Source organism: Frankia sp. CgJB1 (assembly GCF_977947065.1).
The window spans coordinates 1-23,585 of record NZ_CDWTNB010000014.1; the positions used below are offsets into that span (position 1 = coordinate 1).

The 23,585-nt window shown below is 69.5% G+C and carries 17 protein-coding genes; 10 read left to right on the forward strand and 7 right to left on the reverse strand.

Going from position 1 to position 23,585, the window contains the following annotated elements:
• The first annotated feature begins 112 nt into the window (after positions 1-112).
• From AC08OT_RS03210 to sucB, 3 genes are all read left to right on the forward strand, one after another.
• A complete protein-coding gene (locus AC08OT_RS03210) occupies positions 113-1,696 on the forward strand; it encodes a leucyl aminopeptidase (RefSeq protein ID WP_476594600.1) in 1,584 nt (527 codons plus the stop codon).
• 296 nt (positions 1,697-1,992) lie between these two features.
• The gene (lpdA, locus tag AC08OT_RS03215; protein ID WP_476594601.1) at positions 1,993-3,375 is read left to right on the forward strand and encodes a dihydrolipoyl dehydrogenase; all 1,383 of its coding nucleotides are present in this window, start codon (positions 1,993-1,995) and stop codon (positions 3,373-3,375) included.
• Positions 3,376-3,516: 141 nt separating this feature from the next.
• Positions 3,517-4,956 (forward strand): 2-oxoglutarate dehydrogenase, E2 component, dihydrolipoamide succinyltransferase, encoded by a 1,440-nt coding sequence (gene sucB, locus AC08OT_RS03220; protein WP_476602521.1) that lies wholly within the window; start codon positions 3,517-3,519, stop codon positions 4,954-4,956.
• A 27-nt stretch (positions 4,957-4,983) separates the two neighbouring features.
• Here the strand turns inward: sucB and AC08OT_RS03225 are convergent, their stop codons facing one another.
• Positions 4,984-6,570 carry a protein kinase gene (locus tag AC08OT_RS03225; protein WP_476602523.1) on the reverse strand — a complete coding sequence of 529 codons (1,587 nt, stop codon included), beginning with the start codon at positions 6,568-6,570 and terminating at the stop codon, positions 4,984-4,986.
• Positions 6,571-6,780: 210 nt separating this feature from the next.
• Here AC08OT_RS03225 and AC08OT_RS03230 point away from each other — a divergent pair, with 210 nt between their 5' ends.
• The 4 genes from AC08OT_RS03230 to AC08OT_RS03245 all read left to right on the forward strand — a co-directional run bounded on the left by AC08OT_RS03230 (position 6,781) and on the right by AC08OT_RS03245 (position 10,015).
• Entirely contained in the window at positions 6,781-7,515 is a 735-nt protein-coding gene (locus AC08OT_RS03230; RefSeq protein ID WP_476591715.1) for a Type 1 glutamine amidotransferase-like domain-containing protein, read from the forward strand.
• Between the two features lie 150 nt (positions 7,516-7,665).
• Positions 7,666-8,667 carry a lipoyl synthase gene (gene lipA / locus AC08OT_RS03235; RefSeq protein WP_476591712.1) on the forward strand — a complete coding sequence of 334 codons (1,002 nt, stop codon included), beginning with the start codon at positions 7,666-7,668 and terminating at the stop codon, positions 8,665-8,667.
• A 117-nt stretch (positions 8,668-8,784) separates the two neighbouring features.
• Positions 8,785-9,042 carry a hypothetical protein gene (locus AC08OT_RS03240; RefSeq protein ID WP_476591711.1) on the forward strand — a complete coding sequence of 86 codons (258 nt, stop codon included), beginning with the start codon at positions 8,785-8,787 and terminating at the stop codon, positions 9,040-9,042.
• Between the two features lie 106 nt (positions 9,043-9,148).
• On the forward strand, positions 9,149-10,015 hold the full coding sequence (locus AC08OT_RS03245) for a DUF4191 domain-containing protein (protein ID WP_476591710.1): 867 nt from the start codon (positions 9,149-9,151) through the stop codon (positions 10,013-10,015).
• Positions 10,016-10,090: 75 nt separating this feature from the next.
• Here AC08OT_RS03245 and AC08OT_RS03250 read toward each other — a convergent pair whose 3' ends face one another.
• The gene (locus tag AC08OT_RS03250; RefSeq protein ID WP_476591709.1) at positions 10,091-10,570 is read right to left on the reverse strand and encodes an RDD family protein; all 480 of its coding nucleotides are present in this window, start codon (positions 10,568-10,570) and stop codon (positions 10,091-10,093) included.
• Positions 10,571-10,752: 182 nt separating this feature from the next.
• Here AC08OT_RS03250 and glnA point away from each other — a divergent pair, with 182 nt between their 5' ends.
• Together glnA and glnII are read left to right on the forward strand one after the other, a co-directional pair.
• Positions 10,753-12,177: a type I glutamate--ammonia ligase gene (gene glnA / locus AC08OT_RS03255; protein ID WP_462187559.1), complete on the forward strand. Its 1,425-nt coding sequence runs from the start codon at positions 10,753-10,755 to the stop codon at positions 12,175-12,177.
• Positions 12,178-12,906: 729 nt separating this feature from the next.
• The gene (gene glnII, locus AC08OT_RS03260; protein ID WP_476595050.1) at positions 12,907-13,968 is read left to right on the forward strand and encodes a glutamine synthetase GlnII; all 1,062 of its coding nucleotides are present in this window, start codon (positions 12,907-12,909) and stop codon (positions 13,966-13,968) included.
• A gap of 104 nt (positions 13,969-14,072) precedes the next feature.
• Here the strand turns inward: glnII and AC08OT_RS03265 are convergent, their stop codons facing one another.
• Together AC08OT_RS03265 and AC08OT_RS03270 are read right to left on the reverse strand one after the other, a co-directional pair.
• Positions 14,073-17,261: a bifunctional [glutamine synthetase] adenylyltransferase/[glutamine synthetase]-adenylyl-L-tyrosine phosphorylase gene (locus tag AC08OT_RS03265; protein ID WP_476591707.1), complete on the reverse strand. Its 3,189-nt coding sequence runs from the start codon at positions 17,259-17,261 to the stop codon at positions 14,073-14,075.
• Positions 17,258-18,616: a glutamine synthetase family protein gene (locus tag AC08OT_RS03270; RefSeq protein WP_462187556.1), complete on the reverse strand. Its 1,359-nt coding sequence runs from the start codon at positions 18,614-18,616 to the stop codon at positions 17,258-17,260. Before AC08OT_RS03270 ends, AC08OT_RS03265 begins: the two co-directional genes overlap by 4 nt.
• A 187-nt stretch (positions 18,617-18,803) precedes the next feature.
• Here AC08OT_RS03270 and AC08OT_RS03275 point away from each other — a divergent pair, with 187 nt between their 5' ends.
• Positions 18,804-20,609 (forward strand): NAD+ synthase, encoded by a 1,806-nt coding sequence (locus AC08OT_RS03275; RefSeq protein WP_476591706.1) that lies wholly within the window; start codon positions 18,804-18,806, stop codon positions 20,607-20,609.
• 63 nt (positions 20,610-20,672) lie between these two features.
• Here the strand turns inward: AC08OT_RS03275 and AC08OT_RS03280 are convergent, their stop codons facing one another.
• Genes AC08OT_RS03280 through AC08OT_RS03290 form a run of 3 tightly spaced genes read right to left on the reverse strand, consistent with a single transcriptional unit; the run spans position 20,673 to position 23,331 of the window.
• Complete coding sequence (locus AC08OT_RS03280) at positions 20,673-20,942, reverse strand: hypothetical protein (protein WP_476591705.1); 270 nt, start codon at positions 20,940-20,942, stop codon at positions 20,673-20,675.
• A 54-nt stretch (positions 20,943-20,996) separates the two neighbouring features.
• On the reverse strand, positions 20,997-22,736 hold the full coding sequence (locus tag AC08OT_RS03285; RefSeq protein ID WP_476591704.1) for a hypothetical protein: 1,740 nt from the start codon (positions 22,734-22,736) through the stop codon (positions 20,997-20,999).
• Positions 22,729-23,331 (reverse strand): hypothetical protein, encoded by a 603-nt coding sequence (locus AC08OT_RS03290; protein ID WP_476591703.1) that lies wholly within the window; start codon positions 23,329-23,331, stop codon positions 22,729-22,731. The genes AC08OT_RS03285 and AC08OT_RS03290 overlap by 8 nt, the downstream gene beginning before the upstream one ends.
• Positions 23,332-23,585: the final 254 nt, after the last annotated feature.

Consider the following 23,585-nt stretch of genomic DNA (forward strand, 5'->3'; position numbering starts at 1 on the left):
CCTAGTATGCAGGCCGGCACCGGCCGAAACGACCGCGGGCCTGGCCTCCGGCCACCCGCCGGTGGCGTCCGGATCACCGCCGGGAAGACGTCCCGTTCAATACGCTCACTGCATGACCACCATCGTGCCCAGTACCGCCGCTCTCGCCGATCTCGATGTGGACGCGGTGGTGATCGGCACCGCCACCGGCGACGAGGGGCTCCTCGTGACCGGGGGCGCGGCGGACCTGGACACCGCGCTCGGCGGCCGGCTGACGGAGGTGCTTGCCTCGCTGGGTGCGACCGGCAAGGCCGGCGAAACGGTCCGCTTCGCCACCCTCGGTGCCGTGCCCTGCACGACGGTCCTCGCGGTCGGGCTGGGCCCCCTCGCCACGTCGTCCACGCCGATGTCGTCCACGCCGATCGACACCGAGGCACTACGCCGGGCGTCCGGGGTCGCGGTGCGCTCCCTCGCCGGGACCGCGCGGGTGGCCGTCGCTCTGGCGGCCGCGCCGGGCGCGGTCACGCCGGAGTCGGTGCGGGCCGTGACCGAAGGCGCGTTGCTCGGCACCTACTCCTATGACGGGCTGCGCACCACGTCAGCGAACGGCCGCCCACGCCCCGTCGAGGAGCTGACGCTGCTCGTTGACGAGCGGAGCCTCCCGACGGCGGAAGAGGAACTGCGCCAGGCCGTCATCATCACGGATGCGGTCACCCTGGTCCGCGATCTGGTGAACACTCCGCCGAGCCATCTGTCCCCCGCCCTGTTCGCCGACATCGCCGTCGAGCGGGCCACCGCCGCCGGCGTGACAGTCGAGGTCCTCGACGAGGTGACGCTCGCCGAGGGCGGCTTCGGAGGCCTGCTCGGTGTCGGCCAGGGATCCGCGAATCCGCCGCGGCTGGTGCGGCTGGAATGGCGCGGCGGTGGATCCGAGCGGCCGGCGCTGGCGCTGGTCGGCAAGGGCATCACCTTCGATTCCGGGGGATTGTCCCTGAAGCCGTCGACATCCATGGAATGGATGAAGACCGACATGGCGGGCGCGGCCGCGGTGCTCGGCACCGTCATCGCCGCGGCCCGGCTCAAGCTCCCGATCACTCTCACCGGCTGGATGCCCTGCGCGGAGAACATGCCCTCGGGCGACGCGATCCGTCCCTCCGACGTTCTCACCCTGCGCGGCGGCACCCGGGTGGAGGTGCTCAACACCGACGCCGAGGGCCGGCTGATGCTCGCCGACGCCCTCGTCCGCGCCAACGAGGAGTCACCGGACCTGATCGTGGACGTGGCCACCCTGACCGGCGCACAGATTGTCGCCCTCGGCCACCGGACGAGCGGGCTGATGGGTCGTGCGGCCGCGGTGGACGCGGTCGCGGCGGCGGCCGCCGCCGCCGGCGAAAGCGTCTGGCCGATGCCCCTTCCGCCGGATCTGCGCAAGGGACTGGACTCAACAGTGGCCGACATCGCCAACGTGCCACCGGGAGGCAACCGGGATGGCGGCATGCTGGTCGCCGCGCACTTCCTCGCCTCGTTCGTCCCCGAGAAGGTGTCCTGGGCGCACATCGACATCGCCGGTCCCTCCTGGAACGGTGGAGAGCCCTACGGCCACACCCCCAAGGGGGGGACCGGCATGATCGTACGCACGCTCGTCCAGCTGGCGCAGGACCGCGCGGCGATGGTGGCCTCCCCCGGTTCGGCCACCGGTTCCCCGGCTGAGAGCTGACCTGCGGAGGAAGGTAGGTACACAACGGTTGCTGGCGCATCGCGCAATGCAGCACACTCACGCCCATCCGAGCGGCAGTGGACGCACGACGTGAAAGACTGGCATCCGGTCGCCGTGGCTAGGCAAGTCGTGGCCTGACACTCCTGCTTCGGCGGCCGCGCTCAGCGGCGGGAACGCCGTCGGGAGCGGCGGCCAACCGCGCCACCGGCTTCGCCGCCGAGCGTAGCGGGCACTACGAGTAACGCTCTCAGCACCACCAGCAAGACCTCAGGATTCAACGAGAAGGGACCCCTGGCGTGACGAATTCAGCGGCCGGTCCCGTCGACCTGGTCATCCTCGGTGGCGGCAGCGGCGGATACGCCGCCGCGCTGCGCGCCGCGGAACTCGACCTGAGCGTCGTTCTGATCGAGAAGGACAAGCTCGGCGGCACCTGCCTGCACCGAGGTTGCATCCCGACCAAGGCGCTGCTGCATTCGGCGGAGATCGTTGACAACATCAACGAAAGCGAGGCCTTCGGGGTTCGCTCGACCCTCGACGGCATCGACATGGCCACGGTCAACTCCTACAAGGACTCGGTCGTCGCCGGGCTCTTCAAGGGGCTGACCGGCCTGATCAAGTCCCGGGGGATCGAGGTCGTCGAGGGATTCGGCCGGCTGGTCTCCCCGACCGCCGTGGCCGTCGGAGACCGGGTCATCGAGGGGCGGCACGTCCTGCTCGCGACCGGTTCGTACTCCAAGACCCTGCCCGGCCTGGACATCGACCACGACAAGGTCATCACCAGCGATGACGCCTTGACCCTCGACCGTGTGCCGGCCTCCGCGGTGGTACTGGGCGCCGGGGCCATCGGATGCGAGTTCGCCTCCGTCTGGCGGTCCTACGGGGCCGAGGTGACCATCGTCGAGGCGCTGCCGCACCTCGTCCCGCTCGAGGACGAGTCCAGCTCCAAGCTGCTGAAGCGCGCCTTCCGCAAGCGCGGCATCAAGCAGCATCTCGGCGCGCGGTTCTCCGGGGTGAAGTCCACCGACCAAGGCGTGACGGTGTCCCTCGAGAACGGGACCACCATCGAGGCCGAACTGCTGCTCGTCGCAGTCGGTCGTGGACCGGTCTCGGAAGGTCTCGGCTACGAGGAGGTCGGCATCGCGACCGACCGCGGCTACGTGCTGGTCGACCGTCAGCTGCGCACGAACATTCCGACCGTGTCCGCGCTGGGCGACCTGCGGCCCGGGCTCCAGCTCGCCCACGTCGGCTTCGCCGAAGGCATCTTCGTCGCAGAGCAGCTCGCCGGGCTGGGCCCGGTGCCGGTCGACTACGACAACGTTCCGCGGGTCACCTACTCCCATCCGGAGGTGGCCTCGGTCGGCCTGACCGCCGCGGTCGCCAGGGAGCGGTACGGCGAGATCAAGACGGTCACCTACAACCTGGCGGGCAACGGCAAGTCCCAGATCCTCAGGACCTCCGGTGCGGTCACTCTGATCGCGGTCCCCGATGGTCCGGTGGTGGGCGTGCACATGGTCGGCGACCGGGTCGGCGAGCTCATCGCCGAGGCTCAGCTCATCACCAACTGGGAGGCGTTCCCCGCCGAGGTCGCCCAGCTCATCCACCCGCATCCCACGCTGTCCGAGGCTCTCGGCGAGGCGCATCTGGCGCTGGCCGGCAAGCCCCTTCACGTCCACGGTTAGCGGGCACCGCCCTGGATCGTGCCTGCCCGCGCCACCCCCGCGGCCCGATCCGCCCAGGATGCAGGCCACGCCAAGCATGAGCGCCTCCGGCCGGCCGCCCGCGCGGTGCAGATGCCGGACGCGACGAAGGAGTCGTTCCGCATGTCTGTATCTGTCAGAATGCCCCGGCTCGGGGAGAGTGTCTCCGAGGGAACCGTCACACGGTGGCTGAAGCAGGAGGGTGAACGCGTCAAGGCCGACGAGCCACTGCTCGAGGTCAGCACCGACAAGGTCGACACCGAGATCCCCGCCCCCGCCTCCGGTGTCGTCAGCTCGATCAAGGTCGCCGAGGATGAGACCGTCGAGGTCGGCGTCGAGCTCGCGGTGATCGACAACGGGTCCGCGGGTGGCGGCGCCGCACCGGCGCAGGCCGCGCAGGCGCCCGCGGCGCCGGAACCCGAGCCGGCGCCGGAACCCGTGAAGCCGGCTGCCGCGGCGCCTCCGCCTACTCCGACGCCCGCACCCGCACCCGCTTCGACACCCGCTCCGACGCCCACGCCGGCACCGGCGTTCGCTCGTCAGCCGGAGCCCACCCCGGTCCCGGCCCAGATCCCGGCCGCCGCCAACGGGAACGGCGACGGCATCGGTCGCTACGTCACTCCGCTCGTGCGCAAGATGGCCGCCGAGCTCAGCGTGGACCTGGGGACCGTGGCGGGAACCGGGCCGGGTGGACGTGTCACCAAGCAGGACATCCAGGACGCCGCCCGGTCGCGGGACGCGGCTCCCGCAGCGCAGGAGACTCCCGCGGCCCACCCCACAGCCCCGGCTGCCCCCACAGCCCCAGCTGCCCCGGCCGTGGCGCCGACCGGCGCAGCCCCCGTCCGCGGACGGACCGAGAAACTCTCCCGCCTGCGGGCGTTGGTCGCTCGCCGCATGGTCGAGTCGCTGCAGATCAGCGCGCAGCTCACCACCGTGGTGGAGGCCGACGTCACCCGGATCGCACGGCTGCGGGACCGGGCGAAGAGCGACTTCCAGGCTTGGGAGGGCATCAAGCTGTCATTCCTGCCGTTCTTCGCCTTGGCGACCTGTGCGGCGCTGCGTGAGTTCCCGCAGCTCAACTCCAGCATCGACGTCGAGGCGGGCACGGTCACCTACCACGGGGAGGAGAACCTCGGCATAGCCGTGGACTCCGAGCGTGGTCTGGTCGTGCCCGTCATCCACAACGCCGGCAATCTCAATCTCATCGGGCTGGCACGCAAGATCGACGACTTGGCGAGCCGCACCCGGGCCAACCGAATCTCGCCCGACGAGCTCGGCGGGGGCACCTTCACCCTGACGAACACCGGCAGTCGAGGCGCCCTGTTCGACACGCCGATCATCAACCAGCCGCAGGTGGGCATCCTCGGCACCGGCATCGTGACGAAGAAGCCGGCCGTCGTCGACGATCCGGAGCTGGGCGAGATCATCGCGGTTCGTTCGACGGTGTACCTGTCCCTCACCTACGACCACCGCATCGTCGACGGTGCCGACGCAGCTCGCTTCCTGGCCTTCATTAAGCACCGGCTGGAAAACGGAGCCTTCGAAGCCGAACTCGGTCTGTAGCCCGGTCCCGGCCGGCTGACCGGACGGTCAGCCGGCCGGGACCGGGACGTTCTCCGAGACCCGCCAGCCGGAGCCGGTACGGATCAGGGTGAGGTCACGCCGTTCCGGCGGCTTCGCCGCCTGATGCGCCACCACCTTCCCCCCGGCGTCGAGGAAGTCGTAGGCGTTCAGGCGTTGGGTGACCCGCAGCACGGTGCGGTCCGGTTCCTCGACCCGGACCTTGAGATCGAGGATGTCGCTGCGCAGTGCCGAGGCATGCGCCCCCCTCGCGACCACCTGCCTCATCAGCGCGACGTCCGAAGCGTGCAGCTCACTACCCGCGGCATCAGACTCTGTCAGGAGGTTCTCGTCAGCCCGCTCGAACGCACGGCTGCGCGCGGTGTTCAACTCGGCGAGTACCGAACGCCAGACCTGCTCGGGCGACTGATTGGCGACCGGCGACGCCGTCGGTTCCCGCCCAGCCGCGGAGGCTGCACCGGTTGGTGGCGCAGACGTCCCGGCCGCGCCGGGCGCATCGTCCTTCTCCGGGCTGGCCAGCAGCAACGCGACGGCCACCACGACCACCGGCAGGCCCAGCCCGGCGGTCACCGGGAACAGCAAGCGCTGGCGGCGGGCTCCCACCCGACGCGGTCGGCGCGCGGAGGTCGGCCGGGTGCTTCGGCCCGGAGAGCTGAGGCCCCCCGGGGTGGCCGCACCCCCGGTGGCCGACCCGTTGCCCCCGGCGCCCCGGCCGCCACCGCGGGCGGCCTTCCGAGGGTTGGTCGTCGCACGGGTCGACCGTCGGGGCGGTGGCGGCAATGAGTCGAGCAGTTCCGCGGCGTCGACGGCCGTCGCTCCGGTGATGGTTCGGTCGGGCGGGGCCGGATCGCCGGGCGGGTCCACCCGGGGGATCACCGGCAGGGTTTCGGTCGGCGAGGGGCCGCGCCGCGCCGCGCCACCCGGCTCGCCGCCGCCCGCCAAGCGGACCGGGAGCGGAGTCGCACTGCGGGCCAGCGACGCGGCGAGTTCCAGGGCACTCGGTCGTCGGCGCGGGTCGTCGATCATGGCGGTCGCCACCGCCACCGCGGCTGCGTCCGGCCCGGTGGCCTCACGCATCGCCCCGAGCAGCAAAGTGGCCAGATCATGGACATCCGCAGACGCGGCCTCAGGTGGGATCGGATCCGGTCTGGCGGCGTCGGCCAGCGCCGCGGCCCCGAGCCCGATCAGAACCGGACGCCCGTTCGGCTCCAACAGGATGTCCTCACGCTCGAGCCGGCCATGCACGACGCCGACGGCGTGCGCGGCGGCCAGGGCCTGCGCGATCGGCAGACCGATCGTGACGACCTCACCGGGGTCCAGGTCCCCGCGGGCGGCGAGCAGCCGCGCGAGGCTGACACCGCCGACGACCGGCTCGGTGATCAACGCCAGGCCCTCCGCGGTCGGCAACACCGCCACGACCGGCACCAGATGGGGATGCTCCAGGTCCACGAGGGCCCGGGCCGCGATAACCGCCGCGGAACGCAGCACTGGGTCCGGCGCCAGCCGCACCCGCCGCACCACGCACTCGATCCCGGACTGGTCGAACTGACCCGACCAGAGCTCTCCAGAGCCGGCGTCCCGCAGGCGGGAACGCATGCTCACCCCCGGGACCTCGGGTACGCGGCCGACGCGCCGGGCCAGTCTGTCCGCGGAATCGTCGGTGAAGGTCACAAGAAGCGACGCTAGGCTCAAACTCGTCCGGTCTGCATACCTCTTCGTCCGGTTGTGGATAACTTTTTACGATCCGCCGCGGGGCATGCGATCGATGACCGTCACGTGCGACAGCCTTCAGAGAGCGACGAACCTGTGCAGATCCTCGCCACCAGCGGTGGCTTCCTTCCGGACGGCCGCTACGGAGCCAAGGTCGGTCCCATCCTCCATCACGCCATCAGTCTGTCCGCGACGGGCGCACGGCCCCGGGTATGCCTGCTGCAGACCGCCCTGGGCGACGACCAGGCCGCCTACGCCCGCGGGTACGCGGCGTTCAACCGCGACCGACCCGACGTGCTGGTCTCCCACCTCACGCTGTTCCCGATGCCGAACATCGCCGACATCCGCGCCCATCTGCTGGCGCAGGACGTCGTCTGGGTCGGCGGGGGCAGCGTCGCCAATCTGCTCGCGGTCTGGGCCGTGCACGGGCTCGGTGAGATCTTCCGCGAGGCGTGGGAGGCGGGGGTCGTGCTCGGCGGAGTCTCCGCCGGTTCACTGTGCTGGCATATGGGCGGCACCACCGACTCCTTCGGCCCGGATCTCCGCCCGGTGGCGAACGGCCTCGGCCTGCTGCCCTTCAGCAACACCCCGCATTACGACTCGGAGGCCGGCCGGCGGCCGCTGTTCCAGCGGCTGGTCGCCGAGGGCACGCTGCCGGCCGGATGGGCGACCGACGACGGAGTGGGTCTGCACTTCCACGGCACCGATCTCGTCGAGGCGGTGGCCGACCGGCCCGGGGTGCACGCCTGGCGGGTCGAACGCGGTCCGGACGGCACCGCCGTGGAGACCGCGGTGGTGCCCCGTCTGCTACCCGCGGTGCCCCGCGACTGAGCCGGCAGGCTTATGATTGTGGATGTTCTCAGGCTTTCCGCGGTCCCCTACCGCGAAGCATGGGACATACAGCGCTTCCTCGCCGAAATTCGCTTGGCCGCGGAGCGGCCCCTTCTTCGCACCGGTCGCTGAGCAGATGGAGCTGGTGGTATGACCGCCGTCGCCCCCGAGGGTCGTCCGCTGCTGCGCATCGAGGCCCGTAATGCGCAGACGCCGATCGAACGCAAGCCATCGTGGATCAGGACTCGGCTGCGCACCGGCCCGCAATACCAGGACGTCAAGGGGCTGGTCCAATCGGCCGGGCTGCACACGGTGTGCGAGGAAGCCGGCTGTCCCAATATCTACGAATGCTGGGAGGACCGCGAGGCGACCTTCCTGATCGGCGGGGAGGTCTGCACCCGCCGCTGCGACTTCTGCCAGATCGACTCCGGGCGACCCGCACCGCTCGACCATGACGAGCCGCGCCGGGTGGCGGAGTCCGTCGCCACCATGGGCCTGCGGTACGCGACGGTCACCGGAGTCGCTCGGGACGACCTCGCGGACGGCGGCTCGCGGCTGTACGCGGAGACGGTCCGCCAGATCCACGCTCGCTCGGCCGGTACCGGCGTGGAGGTCCTGATCCCGGACTTCGGCGGCCGGCCCGACCAGTTGGGCGAGGTGTTCGGCGCGGCGCCCGAGGTACTCGCCCACAACCTCGAAACCGTACCCCGGATCTTCAGGCGGATCCGGCCGGCGTTCCGGTACGAACGCTCACTCGACGTGCTGCGCCAGGCCCGCCAGTCCGGGCTGGTCACGAAGTCGAACCTCATCCTGGGTCTAGGTGAGACGGCGGAGGAGATCCACACGGCCCTGCGGGATCTGCGGTCGGCGGGGTGTGAGCTACTCACCGTGACCCAGTACCTGCGCCCGACGCCGCGGCACCATCCGGTCGAGCGGTGGGTGCGGCCGGAGGAGTTCCTCGACTGGGAACGTGTCGGCGCGGAGCTCGGCTTCTCCGGGGTGATGTCCGGTCCGCTCGTCCGGTCTTCCTACCGGGCCGGCCGTCTCTACCAGCAAGCGATGACGGCACGTGACCAGGGTCGCAGCGAAATGTCCGTTCCCCGGGAAAGTGTGTCGGAAAACTCTCACGGGCAATGGCCGAGTCCGTGGTGACCATTCCTCGAAGCAGCTAGAATTAGCTTAGCGTTACCCCCTTGTTACGTGGGGGTCATCCTCTTCGCCCATCATCGAGGTGTGTGCCCACGACCGTGCCGGGAGGTCGTTCCCATCGTGCTCCGTTCACTGCTCAGCGTTCTCGAAGAAGTGACCCTGCTGCTGCTGCCGCACGGAGGTCAGAAGACCGCGCGTCGTAACGCGTGGCGGGCGGCCACCGATCTGCACGTGACGACCGGCTATCGATGGATGGACACCACCGTGCCGCTGTCGGTCACGCCGGTCACGCCCGGGCCGCCCCGAGTCACCACCCCGGGCCGCCGCCCCGCGTCCGCTCGCGGTCGCCACCCAGCACTGATCCGCGTCACGCCCTGATCACGCCCGGCAGTCAGATCCGCCAGACTTCCCGCCGGCCAATGGCGATCGGCGGGCGCGGGACGAGCATGCCTACCGCCAGCCAGGAGGCCGTAGGCTCGCGGTCATGGCACTGAAGAAGAAGCCGACGGACGCCCCGGGGTCGGCGATCCCGGGAGCGGCGGGGAAGGACCAGTCGGCGGGCGCAGCCGACAAGAACGGCGCGGCTGGCAGGCGCGGCACCAATCCTGGCTCCGCGGGGAAGATCCCCGGCACGGCCGGCAAGGGTGGCGCGGCCGGTCGGAACGGCCGCAGCGGCGAGGCGGGACCGGGAAAGGGATTCACCACCCGGGTCGCCCAACTCCGGATGATCTACAAGGTCACCCGGCAACGCGATCCGCAGGCGTTCTGGATCACCCTGGCAGGCTTCCTCGCTCCGGTCGCCGTCGGCATCGTGCTCGCAATCTTCGTCGGTCCGCTGTACCTGTGGATTCCGATCGCCCTCCTGCTCGGGGTGGTCGTCGCCCTGAACCTGTTCAGCCGACGGGTGCAGCGGACCGCCTACGCCGAGATGGAAGGCAAACCGGGCGCCGCCGCCGGGGTGATCGAACGGATGCGGGGCGACTGGCGCCTCACCCCCGCCGTCGGCGTCAACCGGCATCAGGATGTGGTGCACCGTGTCGTCTGCCGCGCCGGGATCGTGATCATCGCGGAGGGTCGCGGGCGTGGCCCGCGGGAACTGCTCGCCGCCGAGAAGCGCCGGATCCGCAAGGCCGTCGGCGACACGCCGGTGACCGACATCATCGTCGGCACCAGTGAGGGGGAGACTCCCCTGCCCAAGCTGCAGAGCACCCTGATGCGGCTGCGGCGCACCCTGCGCCGCGGCGAGGTCGATGCCCTTGACCGTCGCCTGCGGGCGATGGGCGGCGCAGCGCTGCCGATCCCGAAGGGACCGATCCCCCGCAACATCCCGCGCGGCGGCCGCATCCGCTAGCGCCGCCGCCAGGCGTGGTCCGCCGTGCCACCCACGGTGGACCACCCCCGAAGCCCCGTAGTGGAGGGATCCGCGCTACTTCTCGGGGCCGGAGCCCACGGGGTCGCGCACCACCACGGTCCCGGCGGCGCGATCGTGAAGGCCGCGTAGGTCACGGTCCCAGATGAACACCGGGATGAACAGGCCCAGCAGAACGGTACGCACGACGATCCACGGCCAGGACTGCCGACCACAGTCACGCAGCCGGATCACGCGGATGCCGACCAGCCGCATGCCGATCGTCTGGCCGGCCGTACCGACGAGGATCAGCTCCTCGAGCAGGAAGACCGCGTAGATCGCGAGGCCACGCGCATCGGCGGCGTAGCTCAGTCCGACGATGTACAGCATGCCGACGATCAGGTTCGCGGCGACCGCGTCCACGAGGTAGGCCAGCAGGCGCGGACCGAACCCGACCACGGATCCTCGGCCGTCCCGCGGCAACCCGAGGCGTACCCCGGGCGGGGTGTCCCGCGGCAGACCTAGCCCGTCAAGCCAGCCTCCAAGTGCTCGTCCCACGACGCAAGCTTATGTGGCACCGCAACATGCACCCAACTCATCACGTTAAGTGATTAAGTAGGTTTCGGTAACGCTACGGAAACTATCCCGTGATGTCGTGCGCCGACGGCCTGGTGACCGGAGACACGCCAACATGGCGTAACCTGTGGCCCTAAGAAGCGTGACGCGATGCTGGAGGACGAATGTTCGCAAAAGCAGAAGACGTGCTTCGCTATATCCGGGACGAAGACGTTCAGTTCATCGATGTCAGGTTCTGCGATCTTCCCGGGATCATGCAGCACTTCACCATCCCGACCCAGGTCTTCGCGGAGTCGGTGTTCACCGAAGGCCTGATGTTCGACGGCTCGTCGATCCGCGGCTTCCAGGCCATCCACGAGTCCGACATGCTGCTGCTGCCGGATCCGCACACCGCTTTCGTGGACCCCTTCCGCGAGCACAAGACCCTCGCCATGACGTTCTTCATCCATGACCCGATCACCAAGGAACAGTACTCCCGGGACCCGCGCAACATCGCCAAGAAGGCGGAGACCTATCTCCGGGGCACCGGCGTCGCGGACACCGCGTATTTCGGTCCGGAGGCGGAGTTCTACATCTTCGACGATGTCCGCTATGACTACAACCCCTACGGGTCGATGCACCAGGTCGACTCGGTCGAAGCCGCCTGGAACACCTCCCGGAAGGAAGAGGGCGGAAACCTCGGGTACAAGCCGAGGTTCAAGGGCGGCTATTTCCCGGTGCCGCCCACGGACCACTTCACCGACCTGCGTTCCGAGATGACCCGGGTGCTCTATGAGACGGGTATCACCGTCGAGATGCAGCACCACGAGGTCGGCACCGCGGGCCAGGCGGAGATCGACATCAGGTACGACACGCTCCTGAAGACCGCCGACAACCTGATGCTCTACAAGTACATCATCCGCAACGTCGCCCGCGGCCGCGGCAAGACCGTTACCTTCATGCCGAAGCCGCTGTTCGAGGACAACGGATCCGGTATGCACGTCCACTCCAGCCTGTGGAAGGACGGGGAGCCGCTCTTCTACAGCCCGAACGGGTACGGCGGTCTCTCGGACACCGCCCGCTACTACATCGGGGGGCTGCTGCACCACGCCCCGGCGCTGCTGGCCTTCACCAACCCCACCACGAACTCCTACCGTCGGCTCGTGCCCGGCTACGAGGCGCCCGTCAACCTGGTCTACTCGGCCCGCAACCGGTCGGCGTGCTGCCGCATCCCGCTCAGCGGTGACTCACCGAAGGCCAAACGGGTCGAGTTCCGCGTGCCGGACCCGAGCTGCAACCCGTATCTCGCCTTCGCCGCGATTCTGATGGCGGGGCTCGACGGCGTGCGGAACAAGATTGATCCGCCGGACCCGATCGACAAGGATCTCTACGACCTCCCGCCGGACGAGCTGGCCGCGGTTCCCCAGGTCCCGGGTTCGCTGGAGAAGGTGCTCGACGCGCTGGAGGCGGACAACGAGTTCCTGCGGGAGGGCGACGTCTTCACCGCGGATCTGATCGAGACCTGGCTGGACTACAAGCGGGTCAACGAGGTCGACGCCATCCGCCTGCGGCCGCATCCTTACGAGTTCACCCTCTACTACGACATCTGACGCCCAGCCGTAAGGTTCCGGCCATTGACCCATCGCCGGGCCGCGGGTGATCCGGCGGGCGCCGAGGCGGTGACCGCGGCCTGCTCCCAGACAGGTGCGGCACGGTGAACCGCGGGGGGTCGGTCACGCTCTCGAGGCGGGCGGCCCCGATTGACCCCTGCGGTTCGTCTGGTCCTTCGCCGCGGTGGCAGAAGGCCTCTTCGAGCCGGGGACGCGTGCGGAAACCAGGTCGCGCCGCCACCTCCGGGCGGAGACCGGCCGAAGGCCCGCCGATATCCACCGAGTGCCGGCGAGCGCCAGAAAGATCACGGGCAGGGGATGCCCGGACCCTTTCCCGGGGTACCAGGCTAAACCCCCGAACCCACATTGAAAATTAATATACTAATTCCCCGAGGCCCTACTTCGACGACGTCGGAGGCGGGCCTCACGTCTATGCGGAACGGCGCAGTCCGGAATACCGGCCATCTCCCTCCGACACCCGCCGGGACACCACGACACGAAAGCGGAGCCGGGGACTCCGAAAATCCCGGACGGCAGTCGGCCCCGATCGCCCAGGGCCAGCCTTTCGTGACATAGCAGAGACCGAAAATTAACAATCACGGAACAGGAAGGTAACTGGGCACGACAAGGCTCCGGTCGAACCCTCCCGTCATTCGCGGCCTGGGTCGGCTGACCAGGCCGATCACGAAGTCGCTCCGTAACGTACAGGATCAACCACGGGGAGTATGAGTGAGTTATCAGGCCGAATACATCTGGATCGACGGCACCGAGCCCGAGCCGCTGATGCGCAGCAAGACCCGCATCAGCAGGGACGGTAAGGAGCCGGAGATCTGGGGCTTCGACGGCTCGAGCACCAACCAGGCGCCCGGATCGAACTCGGACTGCGTGCTGCGGCCCGTCTTCGTCACGCCCGACCCGCTGCGGGGTGGCGACAACCTCCTGGTGCTCTGCGAGGTCGAGCTGACCGACTTCACGCCGCACCCGACGAACACCCGGGCCGCCGCCCGGACCGTCGCCGAGAAGTACGCCGACATGACGCCGATGTTCGGCATCGAGCAGGAGTACACCTTCTTCAAGGACGGCCGTCCCTACGGCTGGCCGGAGGTCGGCTACCCCGCGCCGCAGGGACCGTACTACTGTGGCGTCGGCGGCTCGAAGATGCCCGGCCGCCAGATCGTCGAAAGGCACGCGCAGGCCTGCCTCGACGCCGGTCTCGCCATCGAGGGCACCAACGCCGAGGTCATGATGGGCCAGTGGGAGTTCCAGATCGGCGTGCTCCCCGCCCCGGCGATCGGCGACCAGATTTGGCTGGGCCGCTGGCTGCTCCACCGGATCGCCGAGGACTACGGCGTCGAGGTGTCGTTCGCCGCCAAGCCGATCCCGGGCGACTGGAACGGTGCCGGCGCGCACACCAACTTCTCCACCAGGCAGACGATGGAGGGCTGGGACGCCATCGTCGCCTGCTGCGAGGCGCTCGGCACCCGGGTGCTGGAGCACGTGACCCACTACGGTCACGGCATCCAGGACCGACTGACCGGTAAGCACGAGACGGCTCCGTGGAACAAGTTCTCCTGGGGCGCCTCCGACCGCGGCGCGTCGATCCGGATTCCGTGGGCTGTCGAGAAGGCCAAGAAGGGCTGGCTGGAGGACCGCCGCCCGAACGCGAACATGGACCCGTACCTGGTCTCCGCGCTCATGATTGACACCTGCTGCAGCGCCCTGGCCGGCGATAAGCCGACGCTGTTCGTGCCGTCCCAGACCACCCCGGCCCCGGCCGGGGCAACCGTCTGACGAACGGTCACCAGGCCGGAGCACAGGCGGCCGTGGCAGTACTCCCGACGACACGACCGCCTGCCCGGTCTTACGGTGGCGCGGTTCCGGCACCACCGGGCGTGCTAGCCGAAATCCGCGGTCCGCTCGCGCGCGAACACCTCCTCGACGACGGCGCGGGCCAGCGCCGCCGACCGGCGGTGCTCGGCGACGAGCTCGCCGGCCCGGTCGGAGGGATATCCCGCCGCGCTCGCCATCGCCTCCAGACCGGGCGGGCGGTCAGGGACGACGTCCGGACGCGGCCAGCCGGCCAGCGTGCTCGCGTTCCGGATGCGGGAGGCGGACATCCAGGCCGCGCGCAGGATCTCCGCCTCGCTCGCGTCGAGCAGACCGGAGACGACCGCAGCCCCCAGGCCCTCGAGCGTCGACGTCGTGCGCAGCGTGGGAATCTGCCGGCCGTGGCGCAGCTGGAGGATCTGCACCGCCCACTCCACGTCGGTCAGCCCCCCGGGGCCGAACTTCAGGTGCAGCGTGCGATCGACTCCCCGTGGGATCCGTTCCCGCTCCATCCGCCCGCGCAGGCGGATGATCTCGTCCAGGGCGCCCGCGGGAAGCGTGGTCGGGTAACGCACCGTGTCCGCTAGCCGGCAGAACCGGTAGGCGAGCCCGGGATCACCGGCCAGGGGCTCCGCCCGCAGCAGCGCCTGCGACTCCCACTCCTGCGACCACCGTTGGTAGTAGGCCGCGTACGCCTCCAGCGTGCGTGAGGCCGGGCCGCTGCGCCCCTCCGGACGCAGCGCTGTGTCCAGGCGCAGCGCCGGATCGGGTCCGGGAACGGCGAGCAGCCGGTGCAGCTCACCGACCACCTCGGCGACAGCCCTGCTCGCCCGGTCCGCTGACGCCCCTGGCCTGGCCTCGTGCACGAACAGCACGTCGGCGTCGCTGCCGTAGGACATCTCCGCGCCGCCGAGCCGGCCCATCGCGATCACCGAGATCCGCGCCGGCAACGACTCCGGGTCACCTCCGGCGACCCTGCGCTCGGCGACAAGCAGGGACGCGGCGATGGTGGCGGCCGCGGCGTCCGCCAGCGCCCGGCCCACGGCTGCGACGTCCTGCAGGCCGAGCAGGTCCGCGCAGGCGACCCGGACCAGTTCGACGCGGCGCACCGCCCGGGCCCGCCCGACGGCCTCCTCCCAGTCGGGGTTGCGGTGGGCGATCGCCACCATGGTCCGGACCAGTGCCTCCCGCGGCACCGGGACGAGATCGTCCTCGGTGCGCAGCAGCCGCACCGACTCCGGCGCGCGGGCCATCAGGTCCGCCACGTACCGGCTGGTCGCGAGTACCCGGGCGAGCCGGTCCGCGGCGCCGGCGGAGTCCCGCAGCAGCCGCAGATACCACGGGGCGCGCCCGAGTGCCTCGCTGACCCGGCGATAGGCCAGCAGCCCGGCATCGGGATCGGGGGCGTCGGCGAAGGCGGGCAGCATCGTCGGCAACAGGTGGCGTTGGATCGCGGCCGTCCGGCTCACCCCGCTGGTCAGCGCCTCGATATGGCGCAACGACCGGTCCGGCGCGGCGAATCCGAGCGCGGCCAGCCGGTCGGCCGCCTCCTGGGGAGTAAGGCGGATCTCCTCCGTCGACAGGCGGGCGACCGCCTCCAGCAACGGCTGGTAGAAGAGCTTCTCGTGCAGCGATCGGACGGATCGGACCACCCGGGCGTGGGCGTCCTCGAACGCCTCCGCCGTGCGCAACCCCATCGACCGGGCCAGCCAGCGCAGCTCGGTGGCGTCCCGGGGCAGGGTGTGCACCCGGCGCAGCCGTTGCAGTTGAAGGCGGTGCTCAGCGTTACGGAGAAAACGGTAGGCGTCGGCGAGCCCGGCCGCGTCGCGCCGACCGACGTAGCCGCCGCGGGCCAGACCGTCGATGGCGCCCAGGGTGGATGCGACCCGCAGCTTGGCATCCACCCGGCCGTGGACGAGTTGCAGCAGCTGGACGGCGAACTCGACGTCGCGCAGGCCGCCCGGCCCCAGCTTGAGATTGCGCTCCGCCTCCGCGCGGGACAGCGTCGACTCCACCCGGCGCCGCATCGCCCGCACGTCGGCCACGAAGCCGGGACGGGAGGCCGCCGTCCACACCATGGGCGCGACCATCGCGCAGAACTCGGCGCCCAACGCCAGGTCGCCCGCGATCGGGCGGGCCTTGAGCAACGCCTGGAACTCCCAGGTCCGGGCCCAGCGGCGGTAGTAGGCGTGATGGCTGGCGAGCGTGCGGACCAGGGCACCGTCCCGGCCCTCCGGGCGAAGCCCCACATCGACCTGGAACAGCGCACCGGCGGCGGTGACGGTGCCGGCGGCTCGGACCAGCCCCTCCGCCAGCCGTGCCGCCGCCGTCAGTACCGCCGGCCCGGCCGGTTCCGCCCCGATCTTCCCCCCGTTCGCCGTACCGTTCGCCGCATCGCGGGGTGCCATCGGCTCGGCGACGAACACGACATCGACGTCGCTGACGTAGTTCAGTTCCCGTCCGCCGCACTTGCCCATGCCGATCACGGCGAGCCGGACCGGGGGCAGCCGCGGGTCGAGCCCGGCACGGGCGACCGCCAGCGCCGCGTCCAGCGCGAATCCCGCCAGATCGGCGAGTTCGGCCGTGGCCTCGTCGAGTGGCACCACGCCGGTCAGGTCCCGCGCCGCGAGGACCAGCAGCGCCCTGCGGTACGCGGTCCGCAGGGCGTCGAGGATCTGGGGACCGTCGCCCGCCGCCCGGGGCGCCGGATCGTCCGGATCCGCGCCGACCGCGCGCAGCAGACCTGCCCGCACGCTCGCCGCCTCCGGCGGGGTGGTGACCACCTCGTCGGCTTCCAGGATGTGCCAGTCCGCCGGATGGCGGGCAAGATGATCGCCGAGCGCGATGCTCGCGCCGAGCACGGCGGCGAGCCGTTCCCGCAGCCCCTCGTGGCGGGCCAGCGCACCGACGAAGGCCGCGCCCCCGGCCGGGCCGAGGGCCTCCACGAGCCGGTCCAGCGCGGCGAGAGCCCGGTCCGGATCGGCCGCAGCCGCCAGCGAGCCGACCACGACGTTGGCCTCGAGCCGTTCCTCGCGCACGATTCCCACGGTGGCGGGACCGGGCAGGACATCCCTGCCGGCGGTGGGCGACTGGGCGGCCGGGCTGAGCAGGCCGAGGCGGCGCATTGTCGTCTCGACCCGGTCGACGTCGGTGAAGCCGAGTCGCGCGAGCTGCGCGGCGACCGAGCTCCCCCGCGGATGGGCCGCGACCGGCCCCGCCCCGGCTATGGGGGGCCGGGTGCCGGTCCGCCCGGTCATAGCACCGGCAGGTACCGGTCGATCTCGAACGGGGTCACCTGCCGACGGTATTCCAGCCACTCGGCCCGCTTGTTCCGCAGGAAGAAGTCGAACAACTCGTCGCCGAGGGTCTCCCGCACAAGCGCGGAACGCTCCATCACCTTGACCGCCTCGGCGAGCGAGCCGGGCAGAGCGGTGATCCCGCGCTCACGACGCTGCGTGTCGGTGAGCGTCCAGACGTCGTCCGCCGAAGCCGGTGGCAGCTCGTAACCGCCCTGGACACCCCGCAGGCCGGCTGCCAGCACCAGGGCGAAGGTGAGATACGGGTTGCACGCGCTATCCGGCAGCCGGAATTCCACCCGGGTGGCGTTGGATTTGTGGAGCTTGTAGAGCGGAACCCGCACGAGCGCCGAACGGTTGTTGTGGCCCCAGCACACATAGGCCGGCGCCTCCAGCACCTCGCCGACCCGCTGGTCGCCGATGAGCCGCTTGTAGGAGTTCACCCACTGGTTGGTCACCGCGGTGATTTCGGCGGCGTGCGCGAGGAGCCCGGCGATGAAGGCCTTCGCCACCTTGGACAGCTGATAGTCGTCGGTCGGGTCGTGAAAGGCGTTGCGGTCACCCTCGAAAAGGCTCAGATGGGTGTGCATCCCTGACCCGGCCTGGTTACCGAACGGCTTGGGCATGAAGGTGGCGTAAATACCTTGCCGCAACGCCACCTCCTTGACCACCTGGCGGAAAGTCATGATGTTGTCGGCGATGGTGAGGGCGTCGGCGTAGCGGAGATCGATCTCCTGCTGGCCGGGGGCCACCTCGTGGTGGCTGAACTCCACCGAGATGCCCAGCCGTTCGAGCATGCTGATGGCCTGTTGCCGGAAATCATGGCTGATGTCATTGGGGGTCAGATCGAAGTAGCCTGATTCGTCCACCGGCGGGGGCACCGGGCCACCGCGTTTCGGCGGCTCCCTGAGCAGGAAGAACTCGATCTCCGGATGGGTGTAGAACGTGAACCCCGCGTCGGCCGCCCTGGCTAGCGCGCTCCGCAGCACCCAGCGCGAGTCGGCGGCGGCGGGCGTGCCGTCCGGCATCACGAGGTCGCAGAACATCCGGGCAGTAAGCGGATGTTCACCGCGCCAGGGAAGCACCTGGAAGGTGGAGGGGTCGGGCCGGGCCAGCATGTCGGCCTCGTGTACCCGCGCAAAGCCCTCAATGGCGGACCCGTCGAAACCGATACCCTCCGCCAGCGCCCCCTCGAGCTCCGCGGGGGCGATCTCCACCGACTTCAGGTACCCAAGTACGTCGGTGAACCAGAGCCGAACGAAGCGGATGTCCCGCTCCTCCAGAGTCCGGAGAACGAACTCCTGCTGTTTGTCCATAGTGCCTCCGCGCTGAGGATGTGGACTCGACGATACGGGCCACCCGATGTGCTTATCCCGACCATAGCGACTACATCCGTTCGTCGCTGTGATGTTGCCTGGTAGCAACCAGTCCGCCAACGGCGTGTTACCTACCCTCCCGACACGGGACCTAACGGCCCACGCCGCGACCGCCTACGCTGCAACCATGGCCCAGCTGCGGATCGCCCTCGCCCAGGTGGACACGACCGTCGGGGATCTCGCTGGTAACGCCGACCTGGTCAGTACCTGGACGAAACGGGCCGTCGCCGATGGCGCTCATCTGATCGCCTTCGGTGAACTCACGTTGACCGGCTATCCGCCGGAGGACCTCGTCCTGCGCCGGTCCTTCGTCGCCGCGAGCCAGCGGGCGCTGGTGGCCCTGGCCCGCCGGCTGGCCGAGGAGGGGTGTGGCGAGATCGCCGTCGTCGTCGGCTACCTCGATGCGTCCGCGCAACCCGCGCCGAGTGTGGGACGCCCGGCCGGTGAACCGCAGAACGCCGCCGCGGTGCTCTGGGGCGGCGAGGTCGTCGCGCGTTACGCCAAGCATCACCTGCCGAACTACGGCGTCTTCGACGAGTTCCGCTACTTCGTGCCCGGCACGGCCTTTCCGGTGCTGCGGCTGCACGGGATCGACGTGGGCATGACGATCTGCGAGGACCTGTGGCAGCAGGGCGGGCCGATCACCGTGGCCCGCCGGTCCGGGGTCGGCCTCGTCCTGTGCATCAACGGCTCCCCCTACGAGCAGGGGAAGTCCTTCCAGCGCGACGCCCTGTGCGCCGAGCGCGCCCGGGAGGCCGCGGCCGCCCTGGCCTACGTCAACCTCGTCGGCGGGCAGGACGAGCTGGTCTTCGACGGGGACTCCCTCGTCGTCGACGCCGCGGGGGAGCTCGTCGCGCGGGCCCCGGTCTTCAGCGAGGCGCTGCTGATCACCGACCTGAACCTGCCCGCGGCCGGTCCCGGCCCGGCGCGGGCGGTGTCCGGGGCCATCGACGCCGGGGCCATCGACGCCGAGGATGGCACGACGATGACGGTGACGCGCACGATACTGGCCGCCGAGCCGCTGGCACCGTTCACCCCCCTGCCGCCGGTCGTCGCCGACCGCCCCGAGCCCGCCGGGGAGCTGTACACCGCGCTGGTCACCGCCACCCGCGACTACATCCGTAAGAACGGCTTCTCCTCGGTGGCGCTCGGGCTGTCCGGCGGTATCGACTCCGCGCTCGTCGCGACCATCGCGGTCGACGCGATCGGCGCCGGCGCCGTCCACACCGTCGCCCTGCCCTCGGGCTACTCGTCGGGGCACTCGGTGACCGACGCCGCCGAGCTCGCCCGCCGCCAGGGCACGCGGCACGCCGTGGTGCCCATCGAGCCGATCGCCGCCGCGTTCCGCGCCGCCGCCGCCCCCCTCGGCGGGCTGCACGGCCTCGCGGACGAGAACCTGCAGGCCCGGGTGCGCGGAACGCTGCTCATGGCGTTGTCGAACCAGCATGGGCACCTGATCCTCACCACCGGCAACAAAAGCGAGCTGGCAACGGGGTTCTCCACCCTCTACGGAGACAGCGCCGGCGGCTACGCCCCCATCAAGGACGTCTCGAAGACCCGCGTCTGGGAGCTGGCGCGCTGGCGCAACGCCGCCGCGGAGAAGCGTGGCGAGGTGCCGCCCATTCCCGAGGAGATCATCGTCAAGGCGCCGTCCGCCGAGCTTGCCCCGGGCCAGCTCGACTCCGACCGGCTGCCCGACTACGGCATCCTCGATCCCGTCCTGGACGACTACGTCAGCCACGACCAGGGCCGGGCCGAGCTGATCACGGCCGGGCACGATCCGGCCGTGGTGGACAAGGTGATCCGGCTCGTCGACCTCGCCGAGTACAAGCGCCGACAGAACCCGCCCGGGCCGAAGGTGACCTCCAAGGCGTTCGGCCGCGACCGCCGACTGCCGATCACCTCCCGCTGGCGCGAGAACCCGCCGGCCTGACCAGCCGCGCGGGCCGGGGCCAGCCGCGCGGCTCGAGTCGAGCCGTTACAGCCGGCGCTCGTTTTATGCCTGGCCCTTACGCCCCATACCGAGTGCCTTTCGGTACAGCTCCGGGACGCGGTAGCGCTCGGTGTCATCGCGGATACCAAGATCGATACCGAGGAGGCCGACCTCCAGCCCGAGGTTCTCGACGTCCGAGTCGACCTCCAGCTCTCGCGCCGGAAACGGCGTACGTCCGATCCCCCGGAGGGCATCGAACAAGGGAACGAGCTCGGCAAACTCGTCCTGCAGGGAGTCGATTTCCTGTTCACTGATGTCATCCAGCGACTCCACGAGCGCCCGGGGACGTATCAGGCTGCGCTCGTAGTAGGGCGGTGCCAGCGACAGTCACCGCTCTCGGTCAGCGGCGAGGTGGAAAAGCCGGACAAGCGAGCGTGGCGAGTGGTTTTCATTGCTGTCCGAAAGTCGGCGCCATACCCAGTTGTACGTGAAAGCGGTCTTGCCGCCGGAGATCCGCTCACCAACCAGCACGCGCCACGCATTGAGCACCTGCGGCTGCGGCCACCTCTCGACCAGCTCCGGCAAAAAGCGCTGCAGCCCGGGTTCCGGCACCCTCTCACGAACGAGATCAGTGACGGCCGGCGCCCAGAGCGCCTGCTTGACGACCACCTTGAGATAATCGGTCTGGTTTGCCCAGGACAACGTCACGTCGCGACCGAAGAAATGTGACTTGTTCGGTAGCTGAACGGTTCGCCAGATGTCCTCCCTGAGCATGATCTTCATCCGAAGATTCACCAGCTCGTCACCGCGCTCGGACAACAGGGACAGCAGTCCCCCCACACTTTCCCGCCGTCGAGTGAGGTCGGCAGGAGTGAGACCGAACCCAGTGTCAAGACCGTCGAAAAGAAGAAATGTGCCCCGGGCAACATCCGCGTCGAGGTCCCGAATCCACTGCCAGCCGACGAGTCCAGCGTCTTCGATGGAAAGCATTTTGCGTACATCTTGGACGAGGTTAAGTTCGTTGTACTGCGACTCGTCCTTGGAGTCACAGGTGAGTCCACCGAACGCGGGCACCGGCCGACGAGGGCGCCCACTGGTCAGCTGGATCACGACCCCGATAAGCAACATCCACGCCGTGCGCCAGTCGTCTCCCCGGTCCGCCAAGACCTCGCCGATGGCTCGGTATGTCCCGCTGGACGGCATCCAGGGTCTTCTCATCGGCAGCCGCGGAGGGCTGGTCACCACGATGTTCCCGTCCGCGGCGAGGCTGCGGAACAGGGTGGTCTTCCCCGTGCCCTTCCGGCCAAGTATCAGGGGCACGTCGTCCCGGGCGGCCCGGCCGACAACTTCTGTGCGTAGGAAGGTCTCCTGGAACTCGTCGTCGGACTGAGCCTCCGCGGTGCCCGTCGAGAAGTGGATCTCAGCCAGGGCGCCGGCTTTTGAACCGGGCGGCGGGATGGCCATGGCGGCTGCGCCGTCCCGCTCGGCTGCCGCCGACTGCGGAACGAACCCTGCGATCCACTCCCCGACGGGCGAATAAGCATCGATGCCGGTCTCGGGAACTACGGAATCAGATCCCGCGATGTCCTCGCTGTAACCGAGGACGTGGACAAGCTCGTCAACCTCCGGGAACGCTGGATCCCCGCCTTCGACCACCGCCGGCGAGAGCCATTCCAAGATCCAGCCCACCGCCCGGTCCTCGTATCGCCGACGAGTCTCCGGAGCGCCCGCGCCCGGAACCGGGCTCACCAGAAAACGGGGCTCAGGAGTGTAGGCCCGCTCGGATCTGGCCGCCAGAAGCGCCCGCGTCAGCGCCCGCGTTCCCACCCGTGCCTGCGGATGCAGGAAGAATGTTACGACAGCTATGTCGGCCAGATCGAAGAGAAGAGGTGCCGACAGCGGACTGATCCCGGTCCTTGAATCTATGAGAACAATCTGCGGCGAGATATGGAGGTCACGGACGGCGCCGATGAGCGCGCGGAGTGGATTATTTTCCTCACGGTACCATGCCGCTGGGTCGAGCTGAGCGAGCTGGCGCGCATAATTGGCATCCGGATATCCGGCGGGCAGAAGATAGAGTTCCCGTTCGGGATGAGCACGCAGCAGATGGGCGGTGACATCAGGCATTTCGCCGGCTATGTCCGCCTCCAGTAGAAGCGGAACAACACCCTATTCCTGGTATGACTTCGCGCTCCACGTCGAAGAGTGCGGCAAGACCAGGCGCCTCAAGATCCATATCGAGGCAGAGCACTCGGTGTTCACGGGCTAGCAACAGAGCAGTGTAGGCGGGCAATGTCGATCTTCCGACACCCCCTCTGAGGGAGTAGAAGGTGGCGATGACCGGCTCGGAAAGGAAGTCGTCCGATCGTGAGGGAAGCCGGACCTCGATCGGCTCGCGCTGACCGCGCGCCAACGAGTCGGGCCACAGCGGGAGTTCCGGTGACGTAGATGGAAGATCTTCCTCGGATGCAGATGCTGCTGCCTCGTCGGGGGTGAGCAGGCTCATGAACGCTACGTCCGCGTCAGGCAGGACGGCCGCGAGTGCGATTTCACGCCGTTCAGGCTGGGAGCGCCCGCTGAAGATCTGCGTGACGACGCGGATCCGATAGCCCCGGAATGGATCCGGCTTTACCGTCACCACTGCCTGTTCGTCGCGCGTGCGGATGCGTGCCAGAACAGCCACCCGCACACGGTCCGCTGTCTCCTGATGCATACTCGGCATGCCGTCACCTCCTTGACCTCGCTCTTCCCGCTGCCACGTCGAAGTGGCCGGCCCAAGACAGGTACCTCAGATACGATCAGAGTAATCGGTTGAGCCGGCGCCCGAGGTACGGCGGCGAGCCGCCGGGCCCGCGCAAGCTCCGTGACATAGTCGATACCGGGCCGAAGAACCAGTTCGTATCGCATCTCGACCAAGCGCGCATCGACGTAAGCACGAAGATCCATCGGAAGATCTCCTCGCCGGATTCCGCAGTC